Source organism: Bradyrhizobium sp. DOA1 (assembly GCF_001593325.1).
Lineage (GTDB): Bacteria > Pseudomonadota > Alphaproteobacteria > Rhizobiales > Xanthobacteraceae > Bradyrhizobium.
This window is the reverse complement of the sequence record NZ_JXJM01000001.1, coordinates 7,328,976-7,343,012: the sequence shown is the minus strand read 5'-3', so window position 1 is coordinate 7,343,012 and position 14,037 is coordinate 7,328,976. Positions and strand designations below refer to the sequence as shown.

At 65.0% G+C, this 14,037-nt stretch carries 13 protein-coding genes and 1 pseudogene; 2 read left to right on the top strand and 12 right to left on the bottom strand.

Annotated features, from left to right (window positions below):
* The first annotated feature begins 114 nt into the window (after positions 1-114).
* Positions 115-1,437: an MFS transporter gene (locus SE91_RS34010; RefSeq protein ID WP_061851459.1), complete on the top strand. Its 1,323-nt coding sequence runs from the start codon at positions 115-117 to the stop codon at positions 1,435-1,437.
* 53 nt (positions 1,438-1,490) lie between these two features.
* Here SE91_RS34010 and SE91_RS34005 read toward each other — a convergent pair whose 3' ends face one another.
* The 11 genes from SE91_RS34005 to soxX all read right to left on the bottom strand — a co-directional run bounded on the left by SE91_RS34005 (position 1,491) and on the right by soxX (position 10,927).
* Positions 1,491-3,209: an N-acyl-D-amino-acid deacylase family protein gene (locus tag SE91_RS34005; RefSeq protein ID WP_061850736.1), complete on the bottom strand. Its 1,719-nt coding sequence runs from the start codon at positions 3,207-3,209 to the stop codon at positions 1,491-1,493.
* Between the two features lie 57 nt (positions 3,210-3,266).
* A complete protein-coding gene (locus SE91_RS34000; protein WP_061850735.1) occupies positions 3,267-4,475 on the bottom strand; it encodes an MFS transporter in 1,209 nt (402 codons plus the stop codon).
* Between the two features lie 202 nt (positions 4,476-4,677).
* A complete protein-coding gene (locus SE91_RS37325) occupies positions 4,678-4,848 on the bottom strand; it encodes a hypothetical protein (RefSeq protein ID WP_060738021.1) in 171 nt (56 codons plus the stop codon).
* Between the two features lie 76 nt (positions 4,849-4,924).
* The gene (locus SE91_RS33990; RefSeq protein WP_060737357.1) at positions 4,925-5,962 is read right to left on the bottom strand and encodes an MBL fold metallo-hydrolase; all 1,038 of its coding nucleotides are present in this window, start codon (positions 5,960-5,962) and stop codon (positions 4,925-4,927) included.
* Between the two features lie 240 nt (positions 5,963-6,202).
* Positions 6,203-6,661: a DsrE family protein gene (locus SE91_RS33985; RefSeq protein WP_060737356.1), complete on the bottom strand. Its 459-nt coding sequence runs from the start codon at positions 6,659-6,661 to the stop codon at positions 6,203-6,205.
* Positions 6,658-8,409, bottom strand: a complete 1,752-nt coding sequence (gene soxB / locus SE91_RS33980; RefSeq protein ID WP_061850734.1) for a thiosulfohydrolase SoxB — start codon at positions 8,407-8,409, stop codon at positions 6,658-6,660. Before soxB ends, SE91_RS33985 begins: the two co-directional genes overlap by 4 nt.
* Positions 8,410-8,564: 155 nt before the next feature.
* Complete coding sequence (locus SE91_RS33975; RefSeq protein WP_008540765.1) at positions 8,565-8,870, bottom strand: hypothetical protein; 306 nt, start codon at positions 8,868-8,870, stop codon at positions 8,565-8,567.
* The gene (gene soxA, locus SE91_RS33970; protein ID WP_061850733.1) at positions 8,867-9,730 is read right to left on the bottom strand and encodes a sulfur oxidation c-type cytochrome SoxA; all 864 of its coding nucleotides are present in this window, start codon (positions 9,728-9,730) and stop codon (positions 8,867-8,869) included. The genes SE91_RS33975 and soxA overlap by 4 nt, the downstream gene beginning before the upstream one ends.
* Entirely contained in the window at positions 9,730-10,041 is a 312-nt protein-coding gene (gene soxZ / locus SE91_RS33965; protein WP_061850732.1) for a thiosulfate oxidation carrier complex protein SoxZ, read from the bottom strand. The genes soxA and soxZ overlap by 1 nt, the downstream gene beginning before the upstream one ends.
* 15 nt (positions 10,042-10,056) lie before the next feature.
* Positions 10,057-10,548, bottom strand: coding sequence for a thiosulfate oxidation carrier protein SoxY (gene soxY / locus SE91_RS33960; RefSeq protein ID WP_061850731.1), 492 nt, complete (start codon positions 10,546-10,548; stop codon positions 10,057-10,059).
* 25 nt (positions 10,549-10,573) lie between these two features.
* Positions 10,574-10,927 (bottom strand): sulfur oxidation c-type cytochrome SoxX, encoded by a 354-nt coding sequence (gene soxX, locus SE91_RS33955; RefSeq protein ID WP_061850730.1) that lies wholly within the window; start codon positions 10,925-10,927, stop codon positions 10,574-10,576.
* Between the two features lie 259 nt (positions 10,928-11,186).
* Between soxX and SE91_RS33950 the strand changes: the two genes are divergently transcribed.
* Complete coding sequence (locus SE91_RS33950) at positions 11,187-11,858, top strand: DUF938 domain-containing protein (RefSeq protein WP_061850729.1); 672 nt, start codon at positions 11,187-11,189, stop codon at positions 11,856-11,858.
* Between the two features lie 51 nt (positions 11,859-11,909).
* On the opposite strand, the pseudogene SE91_RS33945 reads toward SE91_RS33950, so the two are convergent.
* A pseudogene (locus SE91_RS33945) lies at positions 11,910-13,977 on the bottom strand (prolyl oligopeptidase family serine peptidase).
* Between the last annotated feature and the right edge of the window lie 60 nt (positions 13,978-14,037).

Below are 14,037 nucleotides of genomic sequence, written 5' to 3'. Positions count from 1 at the left end.
TGTGTTGCTAGCACACTTGCTCCGGAAATGCCGGGTTGCGTTGCTCCCGAAGCCGTTGTTAGCTTCCAAGCCGGCCAAATCAAAAAAGTGCCGAAAGGACCTGCGGGGAGAATGATGAGCGCTCAGGAAACGCCCAATCCGGGCAAGACGATCGAAACGCCGAAGGGCGCCTGGACGATCACTTTTCTCCTGTTCCTGTTCATGCTGGTGAACTTCGCTGACAAGATCGTCGTGGGACTCGCCGGCGTGCCGATCATGACGGAGCTCAAGCTGACGCCGGAGCAATTCGGCCTGCTCGGCTCCTCGTTCTTCTTCCTGTTCTCGATCTCCGCCATCGTGGTCGGCTTCATCGTCAACAAGGTGCCGACGCGCTGGGTGCTGCTGGCGCTCGCAGTGATCTGGGCGGTGACGCAGTTTCCGATGGTCGGCACCGTCTCCTTCACCACGCTGCTGATCTGCCGCATCGTGCTGGGCGCCGGCGAAGGCCCGGCCTTCTCGGTCGCCGCGCACGCGATCTACAAATGGTTCCCCGACGAGAAGCGCACGCTGCCGACCGCGATCCTGTCGCAAGGCTCGGCCTTCGGCGTCATCATCGCGGTGCCGGCGCTGAACTGGATCATCGTCAACCATTCCTGGCACTATGCCTTCGGCGCGCTCGGCATCGTCGGCCTGATCTGGGTCTGTGCCTGGCTTGCGCTCGGCAAGGAAGGCCCGCTGGAGGACACGCAGGCCCTCGCTGTCAGCGAGACGAAAATTCCCTACGTACAGCTGCTCACCTCGCGCACCTTCCTTGGCTGCGTCGCTGCGACCTTCGGCGCCTATTGGGCGCTGTCGCTCGGGCTGACCTGGTTCACGCCCTTCATCATCAAGGGCCTTGGCTTCTCGCAGAGCCAGGCGGGCTGGATCTCCGTTCTGCCCTGGGTCTTCGGCGCCACCATCGTGCTGCTCACCGGCTGGATCTCGCAATTAATGATGGCCCGCGGCGCGACTACGCGCGTCGCGCGCGGCGTGCTCGGCTCCGTGCCGCTGGTCATCGGCGGCCTGATCCTTGCGATGATGCCGCACGTCCAGGGCGCCGGCCTCCAGCTTACTTTGCTCGTGGTCGGCACCGGCTTGTGCGGCGCGATCTATGTGGTCTGCCCGCCCATGCTCGGCGAGTTCACGCCGGCCTCGCAGCGCGGCGCCATCCTCGCGATCTACGGCGCGCTCTATACGCTCTCCGGCATCATCGCGCCCGCCGTGATGGGCACCGTGATCCAGCACGCCAGCAGCACGCTCGAAGGCTACATGACCGGCTTCACCATCAACGCCGCGATCATGGTCGGCTCCGGCCTGCTCGGCCTCCTGCTGCTCTGGCCGAACACCGAACGCGCCAGGCTGACGGGCGGTGCCACGGCGCAGGCGGCACGGATGAAGAGCGCGGTATCGCCGACGTAGTTAGGAGTGGCCTCCGTCTTACCCTCCAGGGGAGGGTAAGCGGCGACGCCGCGCTAGTTCGCCACCCCCTGCGCGCCCCGTATCAGCTTCCCCGGCCGCTTGCCCGTGGCCTCGCCCTGCCGCCGTGTCACCACCCCGGACACGATGGTGGTGTCATAGCCGTCGACGTCCTGCAGCAGCCGCCGCCCGCCCACAGGCAGATCGTAGTGCACCTTCGGCGGATGCAGGTGCAGCCGGTCATAGTCGATCACGTTGACGTCGGCCTTGTAGCCGGGTGCAATCAGGCCACGATCGGTGAGGCCGACCGAAAGCGCGGTCTTGCGCGCCTGCGCCGCCACCACGAACGGGATCGACAATTTCTCGCCGCGCTTGCGGTCGCGCGTCCAGTGCGTCAGCAGGTAGGTGGGGAAGCTGGCATCGCAGATGATGCCGCAATGCGCGCCGCCGTCGGAGAGGCCCGGCACCGATTGCGGATCGATCAGCATCTCGCGCGTCGCATCCAGATTGCCTTCGGCATAGTTGAGGAACGGCACGTAGAGCATGCCGCGGCCGTCGTCCGACAGCATCGCGTCGTAAGCGAGCTCTTCCGGCTGCCGTCCCTGCTTGCGCGCCTGCGGCCCGAGCGCGTTCTCCGGCGGCTGCTCGTAATCGGGGGGATCGCCGAGCAGGAACATCTTGTCGTAGTTCGGACGGAAGAACAGCGGATCGTCGGTCGCGGTCGCCGTCTCGCTCAGGATCGCCTTGCGCACCTCGCTCTGACGCAGCCGCGCCAGGCGCTCCTGCAACGGCAGATGCGCGATCGCCTGGTAGCTCGGATGGGTCTGGAAAGGATTGCGCGACAGTTCGAGCCCGAGCAGCAGACCCACGGGGCGCGCCGCGATCTGCGCGGTGATGGAGAGGCCGCGCCGCGCGGCGGCATTGATCGCCTCCAGCGTCTGGCGCCAGCGCTGCGGCGCCTTGTCGTTCTGAGTGATCGAAAACGAGATCGGGCACTTCGTTGTGTCCGCCACCCGCAGCATCATCGGCAGGTCCTCGTGGATGGTCGACAGATCCAGCACGAATTGCAGCACGCTGCGGCCCTGCCGATGCATCGCACCGGCGATCGCAGTGAGCTCGTCCTCGCCCGCCTTCAAGGTCGGGGTGAAATCGCCGGTCGAGGTGCGGTGATTGAGCGTGCGCGAGGTCGAGAAGCCGAGCGCACCGGAGCGCACCGCCTCGCCGGCGAGCTTCGCCATCGCCGCGTTGTCCTCCGCGGTCGAGGGATCGCGGCGGGCGCCACGCTCGCCCATGACGTAGACGCGTAGCGCGGCATGCGGCAGCTGCGCGCCGACATCGATGTCGAAATCGCGCTTCGACAGCCAGTCCATGTAATCCGGAAAGCTTTCCCAGGCCCAGGGAATGCCGGCGCTCAGCACCGGCTCGGGAATGTCCTCGACGCCTTCCATCAGCTGGATCAGGCGGGTGTGATCGGCCGGCTTGCACGGCGCGAAGCCGACGCCGCAATTGCCCATGATCGCGGTGGTGACGCCGTTCTGCGAGGACGGCGTGATGTCCTGGCTCCAGGTGACCTGGCCGTCATAATGCGTGTGCACGTCGACGAAGCCCGGCGTCACAAGTTTGCCGCGCGCGTCGATCTCCTCTGCTCCTTTGGCCGAGACCTTCCCCACTTGGCTGATCCTGCCGCCGATGATGGCGACGTCGGCCTCGAACAATTCGCCGCCGCGCCCATCCGCGACGATGCCGCCGCGGATCACGAGATCAGGAGTGCTCATGGTGTTTCTTCCCGTTTGTTGTTGTTTCCTTCGCCGGGACGCCGCCTGAATGTCAAACTACGTCTTGGCTTGTGCCCGCCGCTCCGTGAACGGCGACAGCACCACCGTCGCGACCATGAAGATCACGGACGCGCCGAACACCCAGTGCGGCGCGCTGTGATCCATGATCCAGCCGAACAGCAGCGGTGAGACGATGCCGCCGAGATTGAAGCCGGTGGAGACGATGCCGAAGGCACGGCCCGCAGCGCCGGCAGGCGCCGCGTTGCGCACCAGCATGTCGCGCGAGGGGGCGATCACCCCGGAGAGGAAGCCCGCGGCCGACATGGCGGCGGTGAGCGCCCAGCCCGGCAGCGTGACCAGTGCGATCAGCAGCACGATCGCCGCATTGACCGCGAAGCAGGCCGCGGCGACCTGGCCGTGACGCTCGGTCCGGTCGGCGAGGACGCCGCCTGCGAGCACGCCAAGGGCACTGGCACCAAGGAAGGCCGTCAGCGCGATGTTGGCGGCGGAGTAGGAGGCACCGTAGCCGCTCATCAGCGCGACCACGCCGAAATTGTTGATGCCGGCAACCGACAGGCTCAGCAGCATGAACAGCGCGGTCAGGGTGATCAGCGCCGGCGTGATCACGGCCTGCTTGGGCGCGTTCTCGTTGCCGGGCTTCTTCTTGTGCGCGCCGGCATCGGGAATGTTCATGACGATCAGCAGCAGCGCCACGGCGACACCGATCGCGCCCGAGGCGATCAGCGCGCCGGTGCCGCCGGACAGCGTGACTAGCGCGGCCACGATCGCCGGTGCGACCGCGCCGCCGAGAAAGCCGGCAAAGGTGTGGATCGAGAAGGCGCGGCCCATTCGCGCCTCGTCCATGTGCTCGGCCAGGATCGCGTAATCGGCGGGATGATAGACGCTGTTGGCGAGGCCCAGCAGCACGGCGCAGGCGATCAGCGAGGCATAACTGAGATGCAGGCCGAGCAGGATCAGCGCGCAGCCGCCGAGCGCCAGCCCGGCCAAGAGAATGCGCCGCGCGCCATAATGGTCGACGAGATAGCCGGTCGGCGCCTGGGTCAATCCCGACACCACCGCGAACACGGTGAGTGAGAAGCCGAGCTCGATATAGCCGACGCCGAGCTGGCCTTTGAGGAACGGGAACAGCATCGGCAGCACCAGCAGATGGAAATGGCTGACCCAATGCGCGATCGAGATTCCCGTCAGCGTGCGTAGGGCGCTGTCCGCCTTGCCTTGCTGCGGTGCGGCGAGAACGTCGACCATTGCAGTTCCGTTTCACTCCCGATGGACGCGCAAACTATCGGGGAGGGCGGTTATTTGTCCATGAACGCAGGCGCATGGCAGGTAGCGCGGGTGGGGCGTAAGGGGCGCTATCCCTGTACATCGTCGTCCTGGCTTTCGACAGGACGACGGCGGAGGGTGGGGCGCCAGGGCGCCGTCAAACTCAACCCGTCCGCCACCCCCCTCAAAACGGCTCGTCATCCGGGCCATAGCGATCGCGCTTTGGCGTTGCAATGTCGCCGTCTTCGTAATCGTCGTCGTCGATCTCGCGCGGCGGCGGAGGCTTCGTCGTCTTATCTTCCGCCTTCCTCTCGATGATCTTGGGCGGCTCGCTCGGCTTCCCGGTCTTGGCCATGATCATTCCCGGATGGTGATGCTGCATCCGATCCTATCAGGGACATATGTGCAGGACCTGATCTGGCGCAAGCCGTTCAGTGCAGCACCGGCCCGCCCGCCTTTTTCCAGGCGTCGAGGCCGCCAGCGATATGGGCAGTGTTGGCGAGGCCAGCCGCCTTGGCGGCGGCCACAGCCATCGCCGAGCGTTCACCGAAGGCGCAGAAGAACACGACGCGGCGGCCGGTGGCGGCTGCGACCTCGCGCAGCATGCCGCCGGGCTTGAGGCTCTCCTCGACGGATTGATAGGGCGTGTGCAGCGCGCCTTCGAGCATGCCGTGCTTCATCCGCTCGTTGCTCTCGCGCAGATCGACCAGCAGGATGTCGGGCCGGCCGAGGATGCGGATCGCCTCGGTCGCGCTCAGTGCGCGGCCCTCTTTCTCGAGCTCCTCCTGATGCAGGCCGACATGCATGTTGGCGGGCACTGCGACATCCATCATCTTCGGATTGGGCAGCTTCAGATTGGCCATCAGCTCGATATATTCGTCGACCGAGCGCACCTGGAGCCGCGGATTGAAACGCTTCTCCTCGCCAATGGTGGAGACGGTGTCGCCCTTGTAGTCGTGCGCCGGGAAGACCATCGTCTCGTCCGGCAGCTTGAGCAGGCGGTTGAAAATCGACTCGTACTGTGCGCGCGACGAGCCGTTCTGGAAATCGGTGCGGCCGGTGCCGCGGATCAGCAGCGTATCGCCGGTGAAGACGCGGTCGCCCATCAGGTAGGAGTAGGAATCGTCGGTGTGGCCCGGCGTGTACATCACGTCGAGCGACAGGCCTTCGATCGTCACCTTGTCGCCGTCCGCGACCCGCATGGCAACGACGTCGGCCTTGGTCTGGTCGCCCATCACGGTCATGCAATGGGTGCGGTCGCGCAGCTCGCCGAGCCCGGTGACGTGGTCGGCATGCAGATGTGTGTCGACCGCCTTGACCAGCTTGAGGTCGAGCTCGCGCAGCAGCTGGCAGTAGCGATCGACTTTCTCCAGCACGGGATCGAGGATCAGCGCCTCGCCGCCGGGGCGGCTGGCCAGAAGATAGCTGTAAGTGCCCGAAACGCTGTCGAAGAGCTGGCGGAAGATCATGGCGGGACCCGGCGCAGACTGGTTTCGACGATTCTACTACCATATGGGTTCAGAGGAGAAGTATTTTGCTGCATGGCTAGTAAAATATAGAAGATTGTTGTTGCGCACGGTCATCGCCCGCGAAGGCGGGCGATCCAGTATTCCAGAGGCCGTCGTGGGATACGGAGGGGCCGCGGCGTACTGGATTCCCCGCCTTCGCGGGGAATGACATCGAGTAGGGGCAACGTCGTGCTCCAAACCCTACGGCCGGACCAATGTGTAACCGTTCTGCACCAGGAACAGGATCTGCCCGACCCCGACCTGCACCGGCGTCGCGCCCGGGATGAACTCCGGTCGCTTGCCGGTCTCGCGCTCCATCGTGTCGACCGTGTTGAGGCAGATGTCGAAGCGCACGCCCTGTGCGATCAGGCTCTCGACCTGCTTGCGGCGCTCGCTGCCTGATAGCAACAGGTCGATGCCGGGACCGAACGCCACCACCTCGATCGCGATCTTGTCGGGGTCGTAGGCCTTCAACAGATTGTTGGCGACGCTGAGCACCAGCGCCTGCTTCTTCGCATCGCCATCGGAGAGCTGGAGCACGACCTTGTGCTCGGCAAACGGCTTGTCCTGAAGCGGTACTTGCTGCGCAAGCGCCGGCGGCATCGCCGTCCACGTGAGCAGCGCCAGCAGAAGCGCGAATAGGATCGGCAGCCGCATCATCCCTGTCCTGCAATGCCCGGATTGCCGTCGACGCCTTTCAGCGTAACGCCGGCGCCGAGCCGTTCGGGCATCATCCGGCCCGAGCGCAGATATTTTCCGACCACATCCCACACCGGCGCGCCGTGCTGGCCGTTGACCGAGGCCCAGCCCGCGACCTTGTAGCGGTGGTTGGCGGCGAGCGTCTTGCCGTTGCCGAGCTTCAGCTCGGAGATGCGACTGCCAATCGCAGCGTCCGGCGTGCAGGTGTAGCTGAGGCCGCCGGCGCGCACCATGTCGCCACCCTGCTGGTAGTAGGGATCGGCGTTGAAGAGGTTGTCGCAGATGTCCTCCAGCACGTCCTTGATCTGTGTGCCGGTCATCTCCTGCACATAGGTCTCGGGATAGGTGATCGCGGTTTCTGCCAGCAGATCCTCCATGGTCAGCACCTGGCCCGACAGCGCGGTCACGCCCCAGCGGAAGCCCGGCGACAGCGCGATCTCGGCATCGAGCTCGGTGCGCAGCGCCGTGCAGATCAGCTCGTCGACGGGGCCGGAGAAATTGCCGCGGCGGTAGAGCAGGCGGTCGGGCGTTGCGATCTTCTCCGACCAGTCGGTCACGTGCGGCGCGCGCAGCCGGCCGATCAGCTCGGCCATGGCCGGGTCCGGCTTCAGCAACTCGGAAAAGACTGGCAGCAGATGATATTTGACGTCGGTGACCTTGCCCTTGCCGATGGCGAGATCGAGCACGCCAAGAAATTTTCCGTTGGAGCCGGCATTGGTGACGAGCGTGGTGCCGCCGGCGTTCTTCACCGGCATCGGCTGCGGTACGGCGTCATGGCTATGGCCGCCCAGGATGACGTCGATGCCGGTGACGCGGCTCGCGAGCTTGAGATCCACGTCCATGCCGTTGTGCGAGAGCAGGATGACGGCATCGACCTTGTCGGTGCCGCGCAGGGCATCGACATGCTTCTGCAATTCCTCCTCGCGGATGCCGAAGGTCCAGTCCGGCGTGAACCGCTTCGGATGGGCGATCGGCACATAGGGAAAGGCCTGACCTACGATCGCGATGCGATGTCCGCCGAGCTCCCTGATGATGGACGGCTTGAACACCCGCCCGCTGGACTTGTCGAAGGCGGGGGCGTCGTTGAATGCCGCCTCCTCAGTCAGAAAAACGTTCTGCGCCAGGAACTCGCCCTTGAAGCGCTCGAGATTGTCGCGCAGCGCCTGCTCGCCATAGGTGAACTCCCAATGCCCGGTCATGGCCTCGATGCCGAGCAGGTTGGCGACCTCGACCATGTCGCGGCCTTGCGTGACGTTGGCTAACCCCGTGCCCTGCCATAGATCGCCGCCGTCGAGCAGCAAGGAATGCTTCTCGCCGGCATCACTGCGCAGGCGATCGATCAGCGTCTTCAGATGGGCGAAGCCGCCGAGCTTGCCGAAGCGGCCCGCTGATTTCTCGAACTCGAAGCAGGTGAAGGCATACGCATCCGCGCTGTCGGAGCGGATGCCAAAGCGCTCCAGGAACGCCCGCCCGACCAGATGCGGCGGCCGCCCCGCCATCTCGCCGATGCCGATATTGACGCTGGGCTCGCGAAAATAGACCGGATTGAGCTGCGCATGCGTGTCGGTGATGTGCAGGATGCGCGCATTGCCGAAGCGCTCGACGTCGTAGATGCTCGCGGTGTCGGCGCTGCGCGCGAGCCGCGGCAGTCCGAGCGATGCGGCGGCAAGGCCTGCGCTCTTCAGGAAATCGCGGCGGCGGATCGCCATCTCAAATTCTCCGCGCCTCTTCTCGACAACGCAACTGTTCCACAGGCATGGTCCAGACCCTAAGGGCCTTTAGCGCAAAATGTGCAGCAGTTTTCCGACAAGATCATGCTCAAAGAGCAACTTGGAGCGCGATTTTTCTCGCCCGCTCGGTCAATTTAGCGGATTTCCATGGCCTTCCAGGCTTCTTTTTCGGATGTCGCCTGGAAGATGGAGGCCTTAGCCAGCGCCTCTGCCTCCTTGGCTGCCGCGGTCGCGCGGTCGAAATCGCTGCCATCGGCCGCCTTCCTGGCCGCCGCCAGCGCCGAGACGGTGACGGTCCACTGGTTGCGTAGGCCGGCAGCCTCCTTCGCGGCGGCCTCCGCCGCAGCGTAGGCTGCCTTATAGTCGGCTTCGGTGGCTGCGCGTGCCGCCGGCGCGAGGCCCAGCGCGAGCAACATGGCGAGGAGAGCCGTCCGCGTCATGGCCGTGCTCCCGGTCCCGAGATCGGCAGGCCGTTGGCGACATAGGACAGGAAATATTCGACGTCGCGATATTCGTCCGCCTGCGGCTCCAGCGGAACCGCGCGGGTCTGGCTGTTGCAGGTGACGAAGCGGCGGCTGGTTGTGCCCATGCCGCTCCATTCGGACCGGTAGATCGGCATCGCGTTGACGATGCCGAGCGCCGGCGCCAGGATCTCGGCGCGGATGCGCTCGCCCGGGCTCTGCACATGGCAGCTCGCGCAGGAGAAGTTCATCTGGCCGCGGCGGGTGTAGAAGTAGCGCTTGCCGTTCTCGTACGCCGCGAGCGCGCGGGGATCATCGGGAATCTTGATGTCCATCAGCTTGCCGCGGGAGGTGTAGGCCATGTAGGCGGTGAGTGAGGCCATCTCGTCCTTGACGTAGGAATAGGGTGCCTCGCCATTGGCTTCGCGGCAGCGGTTCAGCGCGAGCTCCAGCGTGACGACCTTGCCTTCCTTCTCGTCGAAATACGGATAGTTCTGGCGGATGCCGATGCCGCCGTTCGGGAAGCAATCGCCGTAGGTCTTGCCGTTCTTGAACGGGGTCGAGAACATCTCCTTGCCGGCCTCGAGCGCGAACTCGTAGGGCGGGAATTCCTCCTTGTCCTGCCACTGCCGCTTCAGATCCTCGTTCATGGAATAAGGACCGTTGACGAAGTCCTCGTGCTTCACGTTCGGAAACTTCTGAAAGAAGAAATTCTGGAACGCCTTGGCGTCGGTGGCGGGATCGACCTTGTCGGCCGCGGCCACGCGCGGAGAGGTGAGGGCGAACGCGACGAGCGCGGCGCTGAGCGAGCCAAGCAGGAGGGCAGATCGGGTCTTCATCACGCGATTTTCGCGGTGGTCGTGTCCGAGCCACCCTTGTTATCGGTCCAGGAGATCTTGAGCTCGTCGCCCTTCTTGGCGCCCTTGAAGCTGAACTTGACGTAGGGATCCTTGGAGACCGCGGTGCCCCAATTGGCGAGGAAGACGTCCTTGCCGTTACATTCGAACTTCAGCTCCTGGATGTAGTGCGCCGGGATCAGCTCGCCATTGGGATTCTTGACCAGGCCGGTATCCATGGGGTGCTGGATCAGTGCCTGCACCTCGGTGATGTCGCCGTTGGACGTTGCGCGCACGCGAATGCTGGATGCCATGTCGAATTGCCTCGCTTAACCGCCGCAGCCGCCGACGGTGACCTTCACTTCCTTGGTCGCGCTGTAGAGCTTGCCGTCGGCTTCGACGATGGCGACCAGCTTGGTGGTCTTGGCCATCTTCAGCCGGTTGGCGACACCAGGAATCGTGCCGTCGGCGATCTTGTAGGACGCGGCCAGCGCCAACGGGTTCTCGGCCACGAAGAACGAGATCGAGGCCACCTTGTCGAGCGTCGTCGTTACCGAGACCGGCACCACGCCGCCGTTCTCGGCGATCTCCGGCGCATCGAGCTTGACCTTGTCGGAGGGCTCGGCCGTCTTGCCGTAGAGCGCCTTGATCGCGTCGGCCTCGCTCTTCTGCTTGAATGCCTCTTCCGGATATTTGTCGTTCGCCGCCGCGCGAGCCGGGCTGGCTGCGAACGGCAGGTTGCCAAGGCCGATCAGCGCGACAGAGGCCGCGCCCTGAAGAATCAGGCGCCGTGTCGCAAGGAGGCCGGTGGTCGTGGTCATCGAAAGTCTCCTGGGGTGCCGGCCGTTACAGCGTTTGCAGGAAATCAACGATCGCGCTGATCTCCTGGTCGGTCAAAATCCGGTTCCGGCCGAACGGCGGCATCACGGTCTGCGGATTACGTTTGGTCTCGTCGAAGATGATCGCGACCAGCTCGTTGCGGTCGGGGTATCTGGCCGTCATGTCCTTCAGCTCCGGTCCGATCGTCCCCGGCAGGTCGCCGCCCTTGATGACGTGGCAGGTCAGGCAATTGCCCTTGCTGCGGTCAAAGGCGAGCTTCCGGCCCTCGTCCACCGCGGACTGCGCCCGCGCCAGGCTGGCGAGGCCGGCGGCAATGGTCAGCAGAAGGAACAGGACTGATGTCCGGGACAAGGCAGTCAAGGCGTCATTCCGAGCATATGGTGATGTCGCAAACGGTGGAAAATAGACGCGTTCCAAAGCACAAAGGGCATCGCCTGACAATCGCGACTATGCACCGGGCAAAATGGAGTTAATATCTTCCGCATTGCAATTGAAGAGATTATTTGTTCGACCGATTTGGCCCAAGAACAAGCACAATGGGCGCGGGGCCGGCTGTTTCCGGGCGTTTTGGCGCTCATCCTGTTTTCAATGCGTTCTCGTTTTTTCAAGGGGACCTCACTTGGCTGAATATGTCGTCGAATTTGGCAGGGACGGCGGGCGGGTGGAGCCGGATGGGCGGCTCGATGCGCCAGCGTTCCATCGCAATCACGAGCCGATCTGGGCGGCGCTGGAGAAACATCTCGCCAACGCGACCGGCAACGTGGTCGAGCTCGGCAGCGGAACCGGGCAGCACGTGGTTCATTTCGCCCGCCACACGCCCGGCCTGACCTGGTGGCCGAGCGACCTCAACCAGCGCCACCTCAAGAGCATCGAGGCCTGGCGCGCTCATGCCGGCTTGCCCAATGTCCGCAGTCCCTTGCGCATCGATCTGACCGATCCGGACTGGTGTCCGGAGATGCGAAGCGGGCAGGGCCCGACGAGTCTTGCCGCCGTGTTCTGCGCCAACGTTATCCACATCGCGCCATGGAGCGTGGCCGAGGGCCTGTTCGCCGGCGCCGGCCGCTACTTGCGCGCCGACGGCAAACTGTTCCTCTACGGCCCCTTCAAGCGAGCCGGCAAGCACACCGCGCTCAGCAACGCCGTGTTCGACACGTCCTTGCGCGAGGGCAATCCGGACTGGGGCGTGCGCGACATCGCCGATGTCGAGACGCTTGCGCGCGCGGCGGGCCTCGGCCTCGTCGATACGATCGAGATGCCTGCGAACAATCTCACGCTGGTGTTTGCGCGTTAGGAGATCGTCAAGCCCGGCCACGACGATGTGGAGACGTCCGCGCCGCAAAAGCTAGTCGCCATCCGTCCACCCGATCTTCTCCTTCAAGAACCGATAGCCCAGCACCTCGAAGCCGGCGCGCTCCTTGTTGTCCTTGCCGTAACCGTGGCCGCCGGCTTCCGGCTCGTAGAACCAGGCTTCGTAGCCCATCGTTTGCAACTTGGCGGCCATCTTGCGCGCGTGGCCGGGATGGACGCGGTCGTCGCGCCGCGTCGTCGCGATCAGGATCGGCGGATAGGGCTGGCCGGCTTTGACGTTGTGATAGGCCGAATAGGTCTGCAGCCACTCCCAGTCTTCCGGCTTGTCGGGGTCGCCATATTCCGCGATCCAGCTCGCGCCCGCGAGCAGCTTGGTGTAGCGGCGCATGTCGACCAGCGGGATCGTGCAGAACAGCGCGCCGAACCGCTCAGGATATCGCACCAGCATGTTGGTGATGAGGATGCCGCCGTTCGATCCGCCCTGCGCGGCGATGCGCTTCGCGCGCGTCACGCCGCGGCGGACGAGATCGGCCGCGACGGCCGCGAAATCGTCATGCGACAGCTTCTTGCCGGCCAGCCGCCCGGCATCGTGCCAGCGCGTGCCGAACTCGCCGCCGCCGCGCAAATTCGCCTGCACAATGGTGCCGCCCCGCTCCAGCCACAGCTTGCCGAGCGAAGCGTTGTAATACGGCTTCACCGAGTGGGCGAAGCCGCCATAGGCGCTCATGTAAACGGGCGCATCGCCGCTCTCGACCGCAGGGCCGGTCCGCACATAGGGAATGCGCTCGCCGTCGCTCGAGACCGCCTCATGCTGCGTCACCACGAGGCCATCGGCGGTAAATGTCTTCGGCGCCTGCTTCAGCACGGTCGGGCTCGCGACGGCCCGTTCGATCAGCAGCAGCGAAGGCGGCGTGAGCGGGTCCTGCACATTGGCAAGCAGGTCGCCATTGCTCTCGCTCGCATGCCGATCCAGCGGCCAGACGTCGACGACGCCAATCTGCGGCAGGCCGGGAAGCGTCGCGCGGCTCCAGCCGTTGGCGGATGGCGTGCAGATCTCGAAGAGCGGGCGCAGCTCGTCGAGGATCGACAGCACGAGCTTGCCCGCCGCCCAGAACAGTCCCTGCAGCGCGCGCCGCGGCGCCGGCTCAAACAGCACGGCAAAGTCGCGATTGCCGTTCAGGAACGCCGAAAGCGAGATACCGAGCACGGTGTCGGTGGCGTAGGTCCGCCCCCCCCGCCGCCCAGTCCTTGCGCAGCTTCATTGTGAACCAGTCGCCATGGGCCTGCATCCAGACACCGGTCGGCAGATCGAGCTTCGTCATGGTGCCCGTCGCATCGCGCAGCCAGACAGCGTGATTGAAGAAGTCGATCTGGTCGACGATCCAAACCCGCGGCGCCGGCCCAGTGTCGTCGGCCATGCCATAGATCACCATGTGATCGGCCGCCGTCTCCGCGATGACCTCTGCCTGGTCGACGGGCTGGCCCCGCCGCCACAGCCGAACGGTGCGCGCATATCCCGAGCTCGTGGCCATGCCCTCGCCATGAGCGCTCGACAGCAGCAGCGTGTCGGCATCGAGCCAGTCGACGCCGCCCTTGGCTTCCGGAAGCGTGAAGCCGTCGGCGACGAAGCTCTTCGTCACGAGATCGAATTCCCGCAGCGTCACCGCATCGCTGCCGCCGCGCGACAGGCTCAAAATCGCGCGCGAGCTTCCCGGCGCGCTGGCGATTCCGCTCAGCAGCCAGTCCTCGCCTTCGCTCGCCGCGAGCTTGTCGATATCCAGCATGATCTCCCACGCTGGACTGGCTTTGCGAAACTCGGCAAGCGTCGTTCGCCGCCACAGGCCGCGCGGGTTGGTTGCGTCCTTCCAGAGATTGTGCAGGTCATTGCCGCGCCGGCTGACATAGGGAATGTTGTCCGCTCGGTCGTAGATCGCGGCAAGCAGATCGCGGTCGTGCTCGTAGGCCTTGCCGCCGAACGCCGCGAACGTCAGCTCATTCTGCCGCGTGACGAAATCGAGCGCCTGTGTGCCTTCGATCTCCTCCAGCCAGAGCCAGGGATCGTCGTCGGGAGCGCTGAGCGTGGGCCTGTCGTCGACGGTCATGGGCGAAACTCCGAAAAGCACGGCGGATAGGATTTGATCGAGCGCAAGCCGTCAAGGCTG

Bases quoted from the DNA above. Each gene is read 5' to 3' on its own strand.
- SE91_RS34010 (WP_061851459.1), top strand. From the start codon at position 115: ATGAGCGCTCAGGAAACGCCCAATCCGGGCAAGACGATCGAAACGCCG.
- SE91_RS34005 (WP_061850736.1), bottom strand. From the start codon at position 3,209: ATGAGCACTCCTGATCTCGTGATCCGCGGCGGCATCGTCGCGGATGGG.
- SE91_RS34000 (WP_061850735.1), bottom strand. From the start codon at position 4,475: ATGGTCGACGTTCTCGCCGCACCGCAGCAAGGCAAGGCGGACAGCGCC.
- SE91_RS37325 (WP_060738021.1), bottom strand. From the start codon at position 4,848: ATGGCCAAGACCGGGAAGCCGAGCGAGCCGCCCAAGATCATCGAGAGG.
- SE91_RS33990 (WP_060737357.1), bottom strand. From the start codon at position 5,962: ATGATCTTCCGCCAGCTCTTCGACAGCGTTTCGGGCACTTACAGCTAT.
- SE91_RS33985 (WP_060737356.1), bottom strand. From the start codon at position 6,661: ATGATGCGGCTGCCGATCCTATTCGCGCTTCTGCTGGCGCTGCTCACG.
- soxB (WP_061850734.1), bottom strand. From the start codon at position 8,409: ATGGCGATCCGCCGCCGCGATTTCCTGAAGAGCGCAGGCCTTGCCGCC.
- SE91_RS33975 (WP_008540765.1), bottom strand. From the start codon at position 8,870: ATGACGCGGACGGCTCTCCTCGCCATGTTGCTCGCGCTGGGCCTCGCG.
- soxA (WP_061850733.1), bottom strand. From the start codon at position 9,730: ATGAAGACCCGATCTGCCCTCCTGCTTGGCTCGCTCAGCGCCGCGCTC.
- soxZ (WP_061850732.1), bottom strand. From the start codon at position 10,041: ATGGCATCCAGCATTCGCGTGCGCGCAACGTCCAACGGCGACATCACC.
- soxY (WP_061850731.1), bottom strand. From the start codon at position 10,548: ATGACCACGACCACCGGCCTCCTTGCGACACGGCGCCTGATTCTTCAG.